General features: G+C 59.3%; 12 protein-coding genes and 1 pseudogene. 7 read left to right on the forward strand and 6 right to left on the reverse strand.

What is annotated here, in order from left to right; all coding sequences use genetic code 11:
* The first annotated feature begins 113 nt into the window (after positions 1–113).
* From BLL52_RS17620 to BLL52_RS17645, 6 genes are all read left to right on the forward strand, one after another.
* Positions 114–881, forward strand: a complete 768-nt coding sequence (locus tag BLL52_RS17620; protein WP_075587937.1) for a transporter substrate-binding domain-containing protein — start codon at positions 114–116, stop codon at positions 879–881.
* 30 nt (positions 882–911) lie between these two features.
* On the forward strand, positions 912–1,598 hold the full coding sequence (locus tag BLL52_RS17625) for an ABC transporter permease (RefSeq protein ID WP_075587938.1): 687 nt from the start codon (positions 912–914) through the stop codon (positions 1,596–1,598).
* Complete coding sequence (locus BLL52_RS17630) at positions 1,598–2,311, forward strand: ABC transporter permease (RefSeq protein ID WP_075587939.1); 714 nt, start codon at positions 1,598–1,600, stop codon at positions 2,309–2,311. The genes BLL52_RS17625 and BLL52_RS17630 overlap by 1 nt, the downstream gene beginning before the upstream one ends.
* Before the next feature lie 37 nt (positions 2,312–2,348).
* Complete coding sequence (locus BLL52_RS17635) at positions 2,349–3,479, forward strand: succinylglutamate desuccinylase/aspartoacylase family protein (protein ID WP_075587940.1); 1,131 nt, start codon at positions 2,349–2,351, stop codon at positions 3,477–3,479.
* A gap of 2 nt (positions 3,480–3,481) precedes the next feature.
* The gene (locus tag BLL52_RS17640; RefSeq protein ID WP_075587941.1) at positions 3,482–4,261 is read left to right on the forward strand and encodes an ABC transporter ATP-binding protein; all 780 of its coding nucleotides are present in this window, start codon (positions 3,482–3,484) and stop codon (positions 4,259–4,261) included.
* Between the two features lie 77 nt (positions 4,262–4,338).
* On the forward strand, positions 4,339–5,568 hold the full coding sequence (locus BLL52_RS17645; protein WP_241839253.1) for a lipocalin-like domain-containing protein: 1,230 nt from the start codon (positions 4,339–4,341) through the stop codon (positions 5,566–5,568).
* Positions 5,569–5,967: 399 nt separating this feature from the next.
* On the opposite strand, the gene bchJ is transcribed toward BLL52_RS17645, so the two are convergent.
* The 3 genes from bchJ to BLL52_RS17660 all read right to left on the reverse strand — a co-directional run bounded on the left by bchJ (position 5,968) and on the right by BLL52_RS17660 (position 9,937).
* Entirely contained in the window at positions 5,968–6,570 is a 603-nt protein-coding gene (bchJ, locus tag BLL52_RS17650; RefSeq protein WP_075587942.1) for a bacteriochlorophyll 4-vinyl reductase, read from the reverse strand.
* Positions 6,570–8,258, reverse strand: a complete 1,689-nt coding sequence (bchE, locus tag BLL52_RS17655) for a magnesium-protoporphyrin IX monomethyl ester anaerobic oxidative cyclase (protein WP_075587943.1) — start codon at positions 8,256–8,258, stop codon at positions 6,570–6,572. Before bchE ends, bchJ begins: the two co-directional genes overlap by 1 nt.
* Positions 8,259–8,392: 134 nt before the next feature.
* Positions 8,393–9,937, reverse strand: coding sequence for a phytoene desaturase (locus BLL52_RS17660; RefSeq protein ID WP_075587944.1), 1,545 nt, complete (start codon positions 9,935–9,937; stop codon positions 8,393–8,395).
* A 276-nt stretch (positions 9,938–10,213) separates the two neighbouring features.
* On the opposite strand from BLL52_RS17660, the pseudogene mutS reads away from it, so the two are divergent.
* Positions 10,214–12,839: pseudogene (gene mutS, locus BLL52_RS17665) on the forward strand (DNA mismatch repair protein MutS).
* Between the two features lie 21 nt (positions 12,840–12,860).
* On the opposite strand, the gene BLL52_RS17670 reads toward mutS, so the two are convergent.
* From BLL52_RS17670 to BLL52_RS17680, 3 genes are all read right to left on the reverse strand, one after another.
* On the reverse strand, positions 12,861–13,130 hold the full coding sequence (locus BLL52_RS17670) for a DsrE family protein (RefSeq protein ID WP_075587945.1): 270 nt from the start codon (positions 13,128–13,130) through the stop codon (positions 12,861–12,863).
* Positions 13,131–13,209: 79 nt separating this feature from the next.
* Positions 13,210–13,614 (reverse strand): cupin domain-containing protein, encoded by a 405-nt coding sequence (locus BLL52_RS17675; RefSeq protein ID WP_198930655.1) that lies wholly within the window; start codon positions 13,612–13,614, stop codon positions 13,210–13,212.
* Entirely contained in the window at positions 13,602–14,435 is an 834-nt protein-coding gene (locus BLL52_RS17680) for an undecaprenyl-diphosphate phosphatase (protein WP_075587946.1), read from the reverse strand. Before BLL52_RS17680 ends, BLL52_RS17675 begins: the two co-directional genes overlap by 13 nt.
* Positions 14,436–14,490 lie beyond the last annotated feature (55 nt).

The raw sequence follows: 14,490 nt of genomic DNA on the forward strand, positions 1-14,490 counted from the left end.
TGCATGGTCTTGGTGAAAACCTGCCCCTCCAGAGGCTAAGGCTGAACTTAGAATGCCCCGTTACCCTTTTATCAACCCGCCGAATCCCGGCATTGTCCCAAGGAAGCTACTGTATGAAAAAACTCCTGCTTGCTGCTGCCATCAGCGCCATGTGCGTGACCGCCTTTGCCGCTGGCAAAGACCTCAAGGTCGCCATCGACGCTACCTACGAGCCCTTCACCTACAAAACTCCAGACGGCAAGCCCACCGGTTTTGACGTGGACATTGCCAGCGCCATCTGCGAAGAGATCAAACGCACCTGCGTGTTTGTCGAACAGCCCTGGGACGGCATGATCCCCGGTCTGATGGCCAAAAAATACGACGTGATCATCAGTTCAATGTCAATCACCGCAGAGCGTCTGAAGCAGGTGGACTTCACCGACAAGTACTACAACACGCCAAGCCGCGTGGTGCTCAAGAAAGACGTGAAGTACAGCGGTCCGGAATCCATCAAGGGTAAAAAAATCGGTGTTCTGAAGGCCTCCACTCAAGAAAAATACGCCTTGGGCGAGCTCAAGACCAAGGGTGTGGAAATCGTGTCGTATGACGCTCAAGACCAGGTTTACCTGGACATCAAAGCGGGTCGGCTCGACGGCACCGTGGCTGACATTCTGGAAGTGGGTGGTGGCTTCCTGAGCAAGCCGGGCGGTGAGGCTTATGAGCTCAAGGGTGACGAGCTTCACATTCCCAAGTACTTTGGCACTGGTGCTGGTGTGGCGCTGCGCAAAGGCCAGGGCGAGCTCAAGGGCCAGATCAGCGCTGCCATCAAGACCATTCGTGCCAACGGCAAGTACAAGGCCATCAACGACAAGTACTTCACGTTTGACGTTTACGGTAAGTAAACCCCGTCCGGCGGCCCAACTACCCACCCGATGCAAGCCTACTTTTGGGGCATCCTGCAAGGCGCTGTGCTAACGGTGGGGGTGTCGTTACTGGCGCTGTTGGTCGCCATCATTTTTGGGCTGGCCGGTGCTGCGGCCAAACTCTCGGGCAAGCCAGTCCTGGTCGGGCTGGCGACCCTCTACAGCACCATCATTCGTGGTATTCCTGACCTGGTGCTGATGCTGCTGGTGTTTTACGGCGGCACCATTGGCATCAACACGCTGCTTGAAAAATTGGGCAGCGAAGCCACCGTGGACATCAACCCGTTCATGGCAGGCGTGCTGACCATCGGTTTTATTTATGGCGCGTACATGACCGAGACCTTCCGGGGCGCGATTCTCTCCATCCCCAAGGGGCAGATGGAGGCCGCTTGGGCGTTTGGCATGAGCCGTTTCCAGACCTTTTTTCGCATCACGCTACCCCAAATGGTGCGCTATGCCCTGCCCGGTTTTACCAATAACTGGCTAGTGCTGATCAAGTCCACCGCGCTGATCAGCCTGATTGGCTTGCAGGAAATGACTTACCTCGCCAAGCAAGCCAGCGCCGCCACCCGCTCGCCGTTCATCTTTTTCATGTTCACCGGGGCACTGTTCCTGATCTATACATCGGTGTCGCTGTTTGTTCTTAAAAAGGTCAACGCCCGCTACAGCCTGGGTTCCAAGCGAGTGCAGTTGTAATGGAATGGGCTGTCATTTTTGAGCCGGAGAATCTGGCGCTGTTTGGCAACGGCATCGTGATCACACTGTGGCTGCTGTTTGCCTCGCTGGCCATTGGTGGCATTGCGGCGGTGATTTTTGCGCTGATCCTCACTGGCCCCTGGGCAACCCTGCGCTGGATCGTCAGCGCCTACACCTTTGTGATTCGCGGCACGCCGCTGCTGATTCAGGTGTATCTGATCTATTACGGCCTGGGTCAGTTGGAGTGGATTCAGGCGCGTTGGGACAGCATCTGGCCGTGGACGTATTTCAAGGAACCGTTCTTCTGCGCGCTGCTGGCCTTTAGCCTCAACACCGCGGCCTACACCGCCGAAATGTTGGCCGGGGCCATTCGCGAAACCAGCGCTGGCGAGATCGAAGCCGCCCACGCTTACGGCATGAGCCGCTTTCAGACCATGCTGCGCATTGTCTTGCCCAGCGCCATGCGCCGCACCCTGCCCGCCTACAGCAACGAAGTGGTGATGATGCTACACGCCACCAGCCTGGCCAGCGCGGTGCCCAACATGCTCGATGTCACTTCTGCCGCCAGCCGCATCTACGCCACCTATTACCTGCCGTTTGAAGCCTATCTGGCCGCCGCCGCCATTTACCTGACCGCCTCTTTTGCGCTGATTGGCTTCTTTCGCTTCAGCGAAGGGCGCCTGCTGGCGTACCTGACACCCCAAAAGCATTAAAAGCTGTTTGTAATCACCAACGTGAGCCACTTTGACCATGCAGCGCATTGATCACCCCCTGTTGTCGCCCAGCCTGGGAAGCTTCAAGACCCTCAGCAGTTTTCACTTTGGGCAGCCTGGTTCGGGCACCAAAATCTACATTCAGGCCAGTTTGCACGCCGAAGAACTGCCCGGCATGCTGGTGGCGCACCATCTGCGCGCTGCGCTTGAAGCGGCCGATGCGCAGGGGCTGATCAGCGGCGAGGTGGTACTGGTGCCGGTGGCCAACCCGATTGGCCTGGCGCAGCGCCTGGACCACAAGCCCATGGGCCGCTTTGAGCTCGACACCTCTGAAAACTTCAACCGCCATTACCCGGACCTAGCCAGTGCAGTGGCCCCGGTGGTGATGAACGGCCTGACTGACGACGCCCAGGCCAATGTCAATCTGGTGCGCCAAGCCATGCGCGACCACCTGCAGGCCTGGACGCCGAACACCGAACTGCAAAGCCTGCGCAAAACCCTGCTGCTGCTGGCGCATGATGCCGACTATGTGCTGGACCTGCATTGCGACTGCGAAGGCGTGCTGCACTTCTACACCGAAGAGCCCTGTTGGCCGCAAATGGCCGAGCTGGCGTACTACCTGCGCAGCCGCACCATTTTGCTGGCGCGCAATTCGGGCAACCGGCCGTTTGACGAGTGCCTGTCCAGCGCCTGGTGGCAGTTATCAGAGAAGCTGCAGGCCGCAGGCAGCACGGCACCGCTGCCGCAGGGCTGCTGCAGCACCACCATCGAGCTGCGCGGCGAACTGGATGTGAGCCATGCCTGGGCGCAACAAGACGCCCAAGCTATTGCTTATTGGCTACAAACTCTGGGCGTCTGGGCCTGTAATGAGGCACCCGAAGTGCCTGAGCCGCTGTGCCAAGCCACGCCGCTGGCGGGTTCCGAGAGCCTGTACGCCCGCGCGCCCGGCGTGGTGGTGTTTGCCGTCGAGCCCGGCCAGCTGTTGGCCAAGGGCGATCTGGTAGCCGAGGTTATCGACCCGATTGAAGGGCGTGTGGAGCGCGTCGTGGCCGGTGTGGATGGCCTGTTTTACGCCCGCATCCGCGACCGCTACATCACCGCCGGGGGTGAGTTGGGCAAGATCGCCGGTGCGCAAGCGTTTCGCTCCGGCGAACTGCTGGGGGCCTGAACATGACCACTGCCACCACCCTCAAACTCCAGGTTGAAAACATCCACAAGCGCTTTGGCAGCAATGAAGTGCTCAAAGGTGTGTCGCTCACCGCGCATGCGGGTGATGTGATCAGCATCATTGGCAGCTCGGGCTCGGGCAAAAGCACTTTTTTGCGCTGCATCAATATGCTGGAGAAGCCGCATCAGGGCCGCATCAACGTGGCTGGTGAAGAGCTGCACCTCACCCCCAGTGCCAACGGCGAGCTGCACGCGGCCAACCCGAAACAGCTGGCACGCCTGCGCACCAAGCTGGCCATGGTGTTCCAGCACTTCAACCTTTGGGCGCACATGACAGTGCTGCAAAACATCATCGAAGCCCCGGTGCATGTGATGAAGGTGCCGCATGACCAGGCGGTGGACACTGCCCGCAAATACCTCGCCAAGGTGGGGCTGCAAGGCAAGGAAGACGCTTACCCGGCGCACCTCAGCGGCGGCCAGCAGCAGCGCGTGGCAATTGCCAGAGCGCTGGCCATGGAGCCCGAGGTGATGCTGTTTGACGAGCCCACCAGCGCACTCGACCCCGAACTGGTGTCAGAAGTGCTCAAAGTCATGAAAAACCTGGCGCTGGAAGGCCGCACCATGGTGGTGGTCACGCATGAAATGGGTTTTGCTCGCGAAGTGTCCAACCACCTGATCTTCTTGCACAAAGGTGTGATTGAAGAAGAAGGCAACCCATCCCATGTGCTCTCCAACCCCAAGAGCGTGCGCCTGGCGCAGTTTTTATCGGGCAGCCTGAAATAAGCATCAAAACAGGCTTCAGCCCTAATACCTAAAGGGTTGATAGCTATTGTTTTTAATTTTCTAGAAAGGGCTTGGCCGTGACCCCTATCCAAAGGTTGACACGCTTTGCAACGCGACGTCAATGGCTGAGCGCTGCACTGGCTGCCACGTGGGGCGCGGCGTGGCCTCAAGTCGATGCCGCGACCCAGCAGGCAGTTGCGCCCCCACTGCTGCCCAGGCCGCTGCAATTTCCATGCGATCTGGGCAGCCACCCCGAGACCGCCATTGAGTGGTGGTATGTCACAGGTGCCTTGCAGGCACCGGGCAATGTGACGCTGGGGTTCCAGTTGACGTTTTTCCGCTCGCGCGTGCCCAACACGCAAGCCATGCGCTCCCGCTTTGCCGCCAAGCAACTGTTTTTTGCCCACGCCGCCGTTACCGATGTAGCTGGCAAGCGCCTGCTGCACGACCAGCGCATTGCGCGCAGCGGCGACGCGCCAGAGCTGGATCTAGCCCAGGCCAGCGAGACCGATACCGACGTGCGCCTGCGCGACTGGTCACTGGTTCGCACCGGCGAGGTGTATCTGGCCAAAGCCGTGGGCAGCGACTTTGCCTTGAACCTCACGCTGCGCGAGACACAGCCACTGCTGTTACAAGGTGATCAAGGCTTTTCACGCAAGGGGCCGCTGCCTGAGCAGGCCAGCTTTTATTACAGCCTGCCACAACTGGCCGTCACCGGGCAGGTGACGCTTTCCGGCAAGGTACTACCAGTCACCGGGCGCGCCTGGCTAGACCATGAGTGGAGCCAGTCGATCATGCCGCCACAGGCCGTGGGCTGGGACTGGACTGGCGTGAACCTGAACGACGGCGGCGCGCTCACCTTGTTTAGGCTGCGAGACAAGGTAGGCGGCTCCGTCTGGGCGGGTGGCTCATGGCGCAAAGCGGGTGCCACCCAGGCCGTGATCCTGACATCCGAGCAAGTGGTGTTCAAGCCTGAGCGTCTTTGGAAAAGCCCCAGCAGCGGCACCACTTATCCGGTGGAATGGTCGCTAAGTATTCTGGGGCTGAGGAAGCTTACGGGCCCATCGGGTTTGGCGGGTTCGACAGGCATGCCCGAAACAGCGCCAATTCCGGGTGCGATGACTTCCGCCACAGAACCTCTGCACTTCACGCTGCGCGCGCTGATTGACAACCAAGAACTCGACAGCAGCCGCTCCACCGGGGCGATCTACTGGGAGGGTTTGAGTGACCTGTTGGACGCACAAGGCCAGCCAGTGGGCCGAGGCTATCTGGAAATGACGGGTTACTCCAAGCCTCTTATCCTTTGAGCCCCTTAGCCTTTGAGCCTTTGGCAGAAATCAGGCTGCCGGGTCACCTGCCTACGCGGCTGTCCCCCGGCCTGCGGCCGCCTCCTTGATGCCGCTGCGCCAAATGACCCGACAGCCTGATCCTTCACGCAGTTTTGGTATGCGATGCGCCGGAACAGCCGAAGTCACAGGGCGAGTGCGCTGCAATGGGTGGCGTAGCGTGGACTTGGGGTTTTGCCAAATCAAGGAGGAGGCCCAAAGGGCCGGGGGACAGCCGCGTAGTCGACCATCGCAGCGCACTCGACCGCGCACACCCAAAACGCTGACTTGCAAAAGCCACTTCCAGTAGGCGGGTAGCTCCAATGGTCAGCAGCCAACTAGCCACCGCGCAATCAGCCTCAACGTGAGCTCAGACTGACATCAATTCCAGCGCAATTCAAACCGACAGGCAGCATCACCCTGGGCTTCGCAGGCGGTTTCTTCGACCTTGGTTTTGGGGTGCACCAGCACCTGAAACAGCCGCTCAAACGTGGCCGAATAGAAGTCGCACACCGGCAGTTCGGTGCGCACCTCGCGGCACAGCGGGTTGTTGCGTATGGTCAGCACCACCGTCTCGCCCACCTCATAACTGAACTCGCCGCTACCGGCAAAGGTCCAGCTATGGCCACCAATGGTTTTCAGCAGCAGGCGTGCTGAAATCGCGGCCGGCAAAGCCTTGAAAACTACCTGGGCAAATTTGGGGATGCGGTTGGCCAGCAAGTAGTCAGCCGTTTTCAGACCGGCCTTCCAGGTGATGTCAGCACAAGCCGACTGCCCGAGCTGACCGCGCAGCACATTGTGCAGACGCAGCACCTCGGCCTCATTCACCATTTTTTCGGGCAGTTTGACCAAGTAGTGACCCAAGCCAGCCTGTTCAAACAGGCCCGCTGTCACATCTGGACCCAAGGTTTCGCGAAGTGTTTCGGCCACCCGAATAATCGCGTTGGGGCCGATACGACCCGCAACGCCCTCAGCCGAACTCATCAGTATTTGGCCATTTCTTCTTCGGTCATCTGATCCTTGCCTCCACCACAAGCAGAAACTGCCTGCGCTGTCGCTGTCGCTGCCGCTGCCGCTGTGGCAATAGCCTCGGCGGCGATCAATTCGCCCTTCTTGCGGCGCATCTCGATCTTCGGACCGTGCATCGTCACCCAGCCTTCGTCAGCTTCGGCCACCAGCTCGGCATCCGGACGCTCGCGGCGGGTGGCGCTTTCGAACTTGAAGTCCACCTTCTTCTTGCTCTGTGGGCCCCAGTAACCAACGCGACCCAGGTCGTAGAACTTGCGCTCAAAACTGCTCTTCAGGAACGCTTTCAGGCAGCCCATCAGGTACCTGCGGCGCACCGGGTCGCGCGTCCAGGGGTACTGAAGGAAGGTCTTGTTCATGAAGAACCGACGGTAGTTTTTCATCACCCCGTCCAGCAACTCGGCGCGGTCCATGGCGTCGGGCTTCATGATAGGGGTCACAAAGTTGTATTTGTCGTAGTCAAACACTTCCACCTTGTCGCCCAGTTCCTGGAACAAATCCGAGAACGGCCAGGGGGTGTACATCGCCCAGTTGGCCAAGTCGGGGTTCCAGTCGCGGGTCATTCGATAGGTCTCCTCAATGGTCTCGGCGGTTTCGTTCTCCAAGCCAACGATGAACTGGGCTTCGGTCACGATACCGGCTTCACGCAGCAGGCGAATAGCCTTCTTGTTCTGATCGATCGTGGTTTCTTTGTTGAAGCGGTCCAGCTGCAGCTGTGCGGCAGCTTCAGTGCCCAGCGAGATGTGGATCAAGCCCGCCTTGCGGTACATCGGCAGCAGTTTTTCGTCACGCAGAATGTCGGTCACGCGAGTGTTGATTCCCCACAACACCGGCAAATTGCGCTCAATGAGTTCTTCGCAGAACTGGATGAACTTTTTGCGGTGAATGGTGGGCTCTTCGTCGGCCAGAATAAAGAAGCCGATCTTGTGGTTCTTCACCAAGTCCTCGATCTCGTCCACCACCTTCTTTGGGTCGCGAATACGGTAGTCGCGCCAGAACTTCCACTGGCTGCAAAAGCTGCAAGTGAACGGGCAACCACGCGCAAAGTTGGGAATAGCCACCCGCACATTCAACGGGGTGTACAGGTACTTGCTCCAGTCCAGAATGCTCCAGTCTGGGGTGATGGTGTCCAGGTCAGCAATCGGCGGCTCGGCCACGGTGGAGACAATCTTGCCTTCTTGGTTAATGAACGCAATGCCCGGCACCGATTCCCGGTTTTCCAGGAAGTTGCCGGCATCGACCGCTTTCACCAGGTTCAGGAAAACCTTCTCCCCCTCGCCGCGCACCACGGCATCAATCCAGGGCGACTCGCCTAGCACCTGCGAGAACATGAAAGTGCCATGAATGCCACCCAGCACGGTAATCACGTTCGGGTTCACTTCCTTGGCCACCTGCAACAGGCGCTGCGCCTTGTAGATCGACGGCGTGATCGAGGTGCAACCCACGATGTCGGCATTGATCTCAGCGAACTTTTTGCGCATCACCTCGTCGTCCAGGTCCAGCGTCATTGCATCGACAAAAATCACGTCGGTGTAACCGCCCGCCTTCAGAAAACCATTCAGGTAGGCAACCCAGGCTGGTGGCCAGGTGCCGGCAATTTCGGCACCGCCGGAATGGTAGTTGGGGTGAACAAGCAAAATGCGCATAACTTTTCCTGTAAGTTGAGGGGTCGGGTTAATGTGCCTAGGATGTCAGTTTCTGACATTGATGAATGTCAACTTTTGTTGACATTCGGGCACCGTTTTGACTTAAGGCAATACCTGGCCGCAGTGGCGCTGCGTCAAGGTTCGGCCTTGGCAACTGCCACTGGCCGGGGTGCAAAGCTCTTGGCATCCGGCAATACTGACTCGAGTGCCTTGGCAGATCCGATCACACCTGGCACGCCCGCGCCCGGGTGGGTGCTGGCACCCACCATGAACAGGTTTTTCACATCTTCGCTGCGGTTGTGGGGCCGGAACCAGGCGCTTTGTATCAGGATCGGCTCCGGACCAAAGGCCGCGCCACGGTAAGACAGCAAGCGGTTTTGGAAGTCCAGCGGCGTGGTCACCAGCGACTCGGTAACGTGTGCCTCAAAACCTGGCAGCACCGTGTCGTTGAGGTACTTGGCAATCAACTTGCGGTAGGGTTCCGCCCGCTGCGCCCAGTCAACGCCGCTGGCCAGATTCGGTACCGGCGAGAGCGCATAAAAGGTGTCGCAGCCCTGCGGTGCCATGGCGGGGTCATGGGCGCTGGGGCGGTGCAGGTAAAGGCTGAAATCATCAGCCAGCACATGCTTTTTAAAAATATCGGTGAGTAAGCCCTCATAACGCGGCCCGAGCAAAATCATGTGCTGCGGCACGTCATCGAATCGCTTGTTGGTGCCAAAGTACCAAACAAACACACCCATCGACGATTTGGTGCGCTCGATTTTTCGGTCGGTCCAGGTCTTGCGGAACTCAGCGGGAACCAAGTTTTTATAGGTCCAAGCGGTGTCGCCATTGGAGACCACGATGTCAGCCTCCAGCTTGTCGCCGTTGGCCAGCAGCACGCCAGTAGCCAGCCCCTGCTCGACGGTGATCTGCTTGACTTCGGAGTTCATCAGCACCTGGCTGCCCTGGCCACGAATCAGGTCGACCAGCCCGTTGATCAGCGAGCCAGTGCCACCCATCGCCCAGTGCACGCCATGGCGGCGCTCCAGGATGTTGATCAGCGAATAAGCGCAGGTCACGCTAAACGGGTTACCGCCAATTAACAACGGGTGAAAGCTGAACACCTGCCGCAATTTCGGGTTCTTGATGTGTTTGGCCACCAGCGAATAGATGCTTTTCCAGGCGCCCATGCGCAGAAAATCTGGAATAACCTCCACAAAATCACCAATGCTGTCAAACGCCTTCGAGGCCATGCCCTCGTAGCCCAAGCGGTAACATACCTCCGCTTCCTTGAAGAAGTTTTCGTAGCCGGGCAGGTCTTCGGGGCTGAACCGGGCCACCTCTTTGCGCATCGCCTCCGGGTCGCCGGTGTAGTCAAACCAGGTGCCGTCGTCAAACCGAATGCGGTAAAACAGGTCCTTCAAATAGCGCATTTCGACGTGGTCGGCGAGCTTCTTGCCACACAACTCCCAAAGCTCTTCCAGCAAAAACGGTGCGGTAATGATGGTGGGCCCAGCATCAAAAACGTGGCCATTGCGGCGGTGCACATAGGCCCGCCCGCCGGGCGCATCGAGTTTTTCCAGAACCGTGACCCGGTAGCCTTTGGCACCAAGTCGAACCGCAGCGGCCAAGCCGCCAAATCCGCTGCCGATAACGATGGCGTGAGGCTTGAAGAGAACAAGATTGGGGTTTTGCATGAGGGGAGTTTATTCCGTGAAAGTAGCGTGTTGATTGATCTTGCGCATGATTGTTGTTTGGATTGGGCGGCGCTTTCAGCCACCCGTGGCAGGAAACCACGCCGATTGTTCGCCACACTTTGGGTGCAAGGCGCGACGAAAGTTCACCCCCATTTTTCCGAATTGACATGAAGATGCGCCGCTGGCTTGTTTGCGGGCGTCGTTCACTTGCTCGGCGACCAAAAAGCCAGCTAAAGCCGCGCGAGGCAGACCCACGACCTTGCTAGACTTCTTCCGATGACCGACACCGCCACGCCGCACACCCCCATGATGACCCAGTACCTGGGCCTGAAGGCGGACTACCCCCAGACACTGCTGCTCTACCGCATGGGGGACTTTTACGAGCTGTTTTACGCCGACGCCGAAAAAGCCGCACGCCTGCTCAACATCACACTCACCCAACGCGGCCAAAGCGCCGGACAGCCGGTGGTGATGGCCGGCGTGCCGTTTCACTCGGTCGAAACCTATCTAGCGCGCCTGATCAAGCTGGGCGAATCGGTGGCCATCTGCGAACAGGTCGGCGATGTAGCCACGGCCAAAGGCCCGGTCGAGCGCAAAGTGGTGCGGGTCGTGACCCCCGGCACGTTGACCGATCTGGAGCTGCTCAGCGACAAAACCGAGGCGCTTTTGCTCGCCGTACACCAAGGCCCGCGCCAAGCCTGCGGCCTGGCCTGGCTAAGCGTGACCCAAGGCGTGGTGCATCTGGCTGAATGTGCCGCCGACGAACTGGCCAACTGGGTGCTGCGCATCAGCCCGGGCGAGCTGATCTTCAGCGCCGGGGCGACACCGGCTTTTGAGGCTAGGCTGCGCGCCATTCCGACCACTACAGCGCTGTCGATCTCGGTGCGACCCGACTGGCAGTTTGACGCGGGCCTGGGCCAGCGCACCCTCACCCAACACCTGCAAGCGGCCAGCTTGGCCCCCTGGCAGGCGCAAGATCTGGTGCAAGCGCAGGCCGCAGCCGCAGCGCTATTGAGCTACACCGAACACACCCAGGGCCGCGTGCTCACCCACATCCACAGTGTGCAAGTGCAGCGCGAGGGTGACCTGATCGACCTGCCGCCCACCACCCGGCGCAATCTGGAACTGGTGCAAACCCTGCGCGGTGAGGATTCGCCCACGCTGTTTTCGCTGCTCGACACCTGCCAGACCGGCATGGGCAGCCGCTTGCTCAAAAGCTGGTTGCTGACACCCCGGCGTGACCGCAGCGAGGCCATGCAACGCCACCGCGCGATTGAGGCGCTGCGCAGCGGCCCCACATTGTCAGCAGGCGCTGGCCCGTGGGACAAGCTGCGCCAGCAGCTCAAAGGCAGCACCGATGTGCAGCGCATCACCGCGCGTATTGCGCTGCGCCAAGTGCGACCGCGTGAGCTGGTGGGACTGCAAGTCACACTACAAAAAACAGAGCTACTCGCGCCCGTAATACATGGGCTAGAGGCCTATTTGACACATATTTCTCAGAATCTGTTGCCGCCCGCTGGCTGCGCAGAATTACTGCGCTCCGCTATCGACGCTGAGCCCGCCACGCTGGTGCGCGACGGTGGTGTGATTGCCTCGGGCTTTGATGCCGAGCTGGACGAACTGCGTGCCATCCAGACCAACTGCGACGGCTTTTTGCTGGACCTGGAAACCCGCGAGCGAACCCGCACCGGCATCACCAACCTGCGGGTGCAGTTCAACAAAGTCCACGGCTTTTTCATTGAAGTCACCCAGGGCCAGGCCAACAAAGTACCCGACGATTACCGCCGCCGCCAGACCCTGAAAAATGCCGAGCGCTTCATCACCCCCGAACTCAAAGCCTTTGAAGACAAAGCCCTCAGCGCGCCAGGAACGTGCCTTGGCGCGTGAAAAATGGCTGTATGAGCAGCTGCTGGACCAGTTGCAGGCGCATGTACCGGCGCTCACCCGCCTCGCTAACGCGCTGGCCACGCTGGACGCCTTGTGCGCGCTGGCCGAGCGCAGCCTCACCCTGGACTGGTGCGCGCCGCAGTTTGCCCGCGAGCCATGCATCGACATCGAGGCGGGCCGCCACCCGGTGGTGCAAGCCCGGTTGGCTGAACTCAGCTCGGGTGCCTTCATTGCCAACGACACGAGGTTGAGCGTCAAGCAGCGCATGCAGATCATCACCGGCCCCAACATGGGTGGTAAATCTACCTACATGCGCCAGATTGCGGTGATGGTGCTGCTGGCGAGCATCGGCAGTTATGTGCCTGCCGCCAGCTGCCGCCTCGGGCCGATCGACGCCATCCACACCCGCATTGGCGCAGCCGACGACCTGGCCAACGCCCAGTCCACCTTCATGCTGGAAATGTTGGAGGCCGCGCAAATACTGAACGCAGCCACACCCAACTCGCTGGTGCTGATGGACGAAATTGGCCGTGGCACCAGCACCTTTGACGGTTTGGCGCTGGCCAGTGCCATTGCCACGCAGCTGCACGACAAAACCCAGGCCTACACCCTGTTTGCCACGCACTACTTTGAGCTGACCGAGTTTGCGGCCACGCATCACGCCGCCATCAATGTGCATGTGAGTGCCGCTGAAAGTGGCCGCGACATCGTCTTTTTGCACGAGATCCAGCCTGGCCCCGCCAGCAAAAGCTACGGCATTCAGGTGGCGCGGCTGGCCGGCATGCCCGCCGCAGTGGTCAACCGCGCCCGCCACACGCTGGAAGCGCTGGAGGCGCAAGCCAGCCAGCATCAGGCCCAGGTGGATTTGTTTGCGGCACCAGTCGCTACAGAAGTCATAGCTTACAACGCAATAGAGGTATGGGCTAGAGCCCTAAATCCTGATGAACTGAGCCCGCGTGAGGCGCTGGAGGCGCTGTACCAACTCAAGAAGCTGGTGGTCAGCCAAGTCGGCTGAAAAAGTGCCGGGCTGGCCCGCTTACCAAGCCAGATGGGCGTAGCCCTGCAGCTGCAGCCGCATGACGGCCAAGGCACCAAAGTCTTCCACCTCAACAAACTCCAGCATGTCCTTTGCGCCCCAGCCAATGGTTTTCATGGTGTTTTCGCAGGCGATGAACTTCACGCCATAGGACTCGGCCATGCTGCGCACCCGCTGCTGGTAGAACTTCGACACCGGCCGCTGGGGCTTTTTGGCCAGAATGTGGATGCCCGGCCCCCACACCACCACCACGATGCTGATGTCGTCCACAAATTTCCACCCCGCAAGACAAGCTAGCTGAGGCAGTCAAGCGTTGGGCAGGACCACAGTTATGGTGGTGATAAACGCGTCAAGAATCCGCGCTAGGTGATGGGTACAGGTGAATGGCCAGCCACAAGGCGCCTTCGGTCACGCTCAAAACCATGTGTGGCGTTTCTGCAGGTAAAAACAGATAGCCTCCCGAGGTGAGCGCGATGGCTCGGCCATCGACATCCAGCGTGGCCTCGCCCTGCAGCAAAACCACCCACTCGTCTTGTGCCTGCACATAGCGCTCACGCGCAATGCGTGACGAGCTCACAATCCGCTCGATCACAACACCACGCTGGTTCAACAAGGTCTCAAAGCGCTCACCTTGCTCAGGTGGGGTAGCGTCGGCAAACAGGTTGCTCATCACATCACGATCTGCAGCTTGGCAGGGCTGACCGGCACCAGCACGGCTGGCGTAGGGTGTCTGGAAGGTTTTTACTCGGTCCAAGTCACGGTACCTGTCCAGGCGGTTAGCAGCACCACCACGCCAAACGCAATACGGTAATAGGCAAAACCGACAAAGCTATGGGTGGAAATAAACGCCAGCAACCAGCGGATGCACAGCCAGGCGCTCAAAAATGACATCACCAGCCCAACACCAAACATCGGCGCATCGGCCAGCGACAACAAAGCGCGCTCTTTGTACAAGCTATAAGCACCCGCACCAATCAGCGTCGGAATCGCGAGATAGAACGAAAAATCAGTGGCGGCCTTGCGCGACAAGCCCAACAACATGCCACCAATGATGGTGGCGCCACTGCGGCTGGTGCCCGGAATCATGGCAAAACACTGCACCAGTCCAACCTTCAGAGCATCCGCTGGGCTCATTTGGTCCACATCATGAATGCGGGAACTGGACGGATTTTTCTGCTGGCGGCGCTCGGCCCATAAGATGATGAAGCCGCCAATGATGAAGGCGCTAGCCACCACCACCGGCGTGAACAGGTTCTCTTTAATGGCCTTGCCAAACGCCAGCCCCAAAATCACCGCCGGGAAAAACGCAATCGTCACATTCAAGGCAAAACGCTGCGCCTGCTTGTCAGTTGGCAGCGCCACCACCGTGTCGCGAATCTTTTGCCAATACACCAGGATCACGGCAAAAATCGCACCGGTCTGAATAGCAATGTCAAACACCTTGGCTTTCTCGTCATCAAACCCCAGCAACGCACCGGCCAGAATCAGGTGGCCGGTAGAAGAAATGGGCAAAAACTCGGTCAACCCCTCCACCAGGCCCATGATGGCCGCCTTGATCAACAAAACAATATCCACGAAAACTCCTTGTCTGACCGCGGATTATCACAGCCTGCGCGCCTTGGCTTTTTTG

The organism is Rhodoferax antarcticus ANT.BR, from assembly GCF_001938565.1.
GTDB lineage: Bacteria > Pseudomonadota > Gammaproteobacteria > Burkholderiales > Burkholderiaceae_C > Rhodoferax > Rhodoferax antarcticus.

What these genes read in the sequence shown, in the direction of transcription:
- BLL52_RS17620 (WP_075587937.1), top strand. Translation starts at nt 114, where the DNA reads ATGAAAAAACTCCTGCTTGCTGCTGCCATCAGCGCCATGTGCGTGACC.
- BLL52_RS17625 (WP_075587938.1), top strand. Translation starts at nt 912, where the DNA reads ATGCAAGCCTACTTTTGGGGCATCCTGCAAGGCGCTGTGCTAACGGTG.
- BLL52_RS17630 (WP_075587939.1), top strand. Translation starts at nt 1,598, where the DNA reads ATGGAATGGGCTGTCATTTTTGAGCCGGAGAATCTGGCGCTGTTTGGC.
- BLL52_RS17635 (WP_075587940.1), top strand. Translation starts at nt 2,349, where the DNA reads ATGCAGCGCATTGATCACCCCCTGTTGTCGCCCAGCCTGGGAAGCTTC.
- BLL52_RS17640 (WP_075587941.1), top strand. Translation starts at nt 3,482, where the DNA reads ATGACCACTGCCACCACCCTCAAACTCCAGGTTGAAAACATCCACAAG.
- bchJ (WP_075587942.1), bottom strand. Translation starts at nt 6,570, where the DNA reads ATGAGTTCGGCTGAGGGCGTTGCGGGTCGTATCGGCCCCAACGCGATT.
- bchE (WP_075587943.1), bottom strand. Translation starts at nt 8,258, where the DNA reads ATGCGCATTTTGCTTGTTCACCCCAACTACCATTCCGGCGGTGCCGAA.
- BLL52_RS17660 (WP_075587944.1), bottom strand. Translation starts at nt 9,937, where the DNA reads ATGCAAAACCCCAATCTTGTTCTCTTCAAGCCTCACGCCATCGTTATC.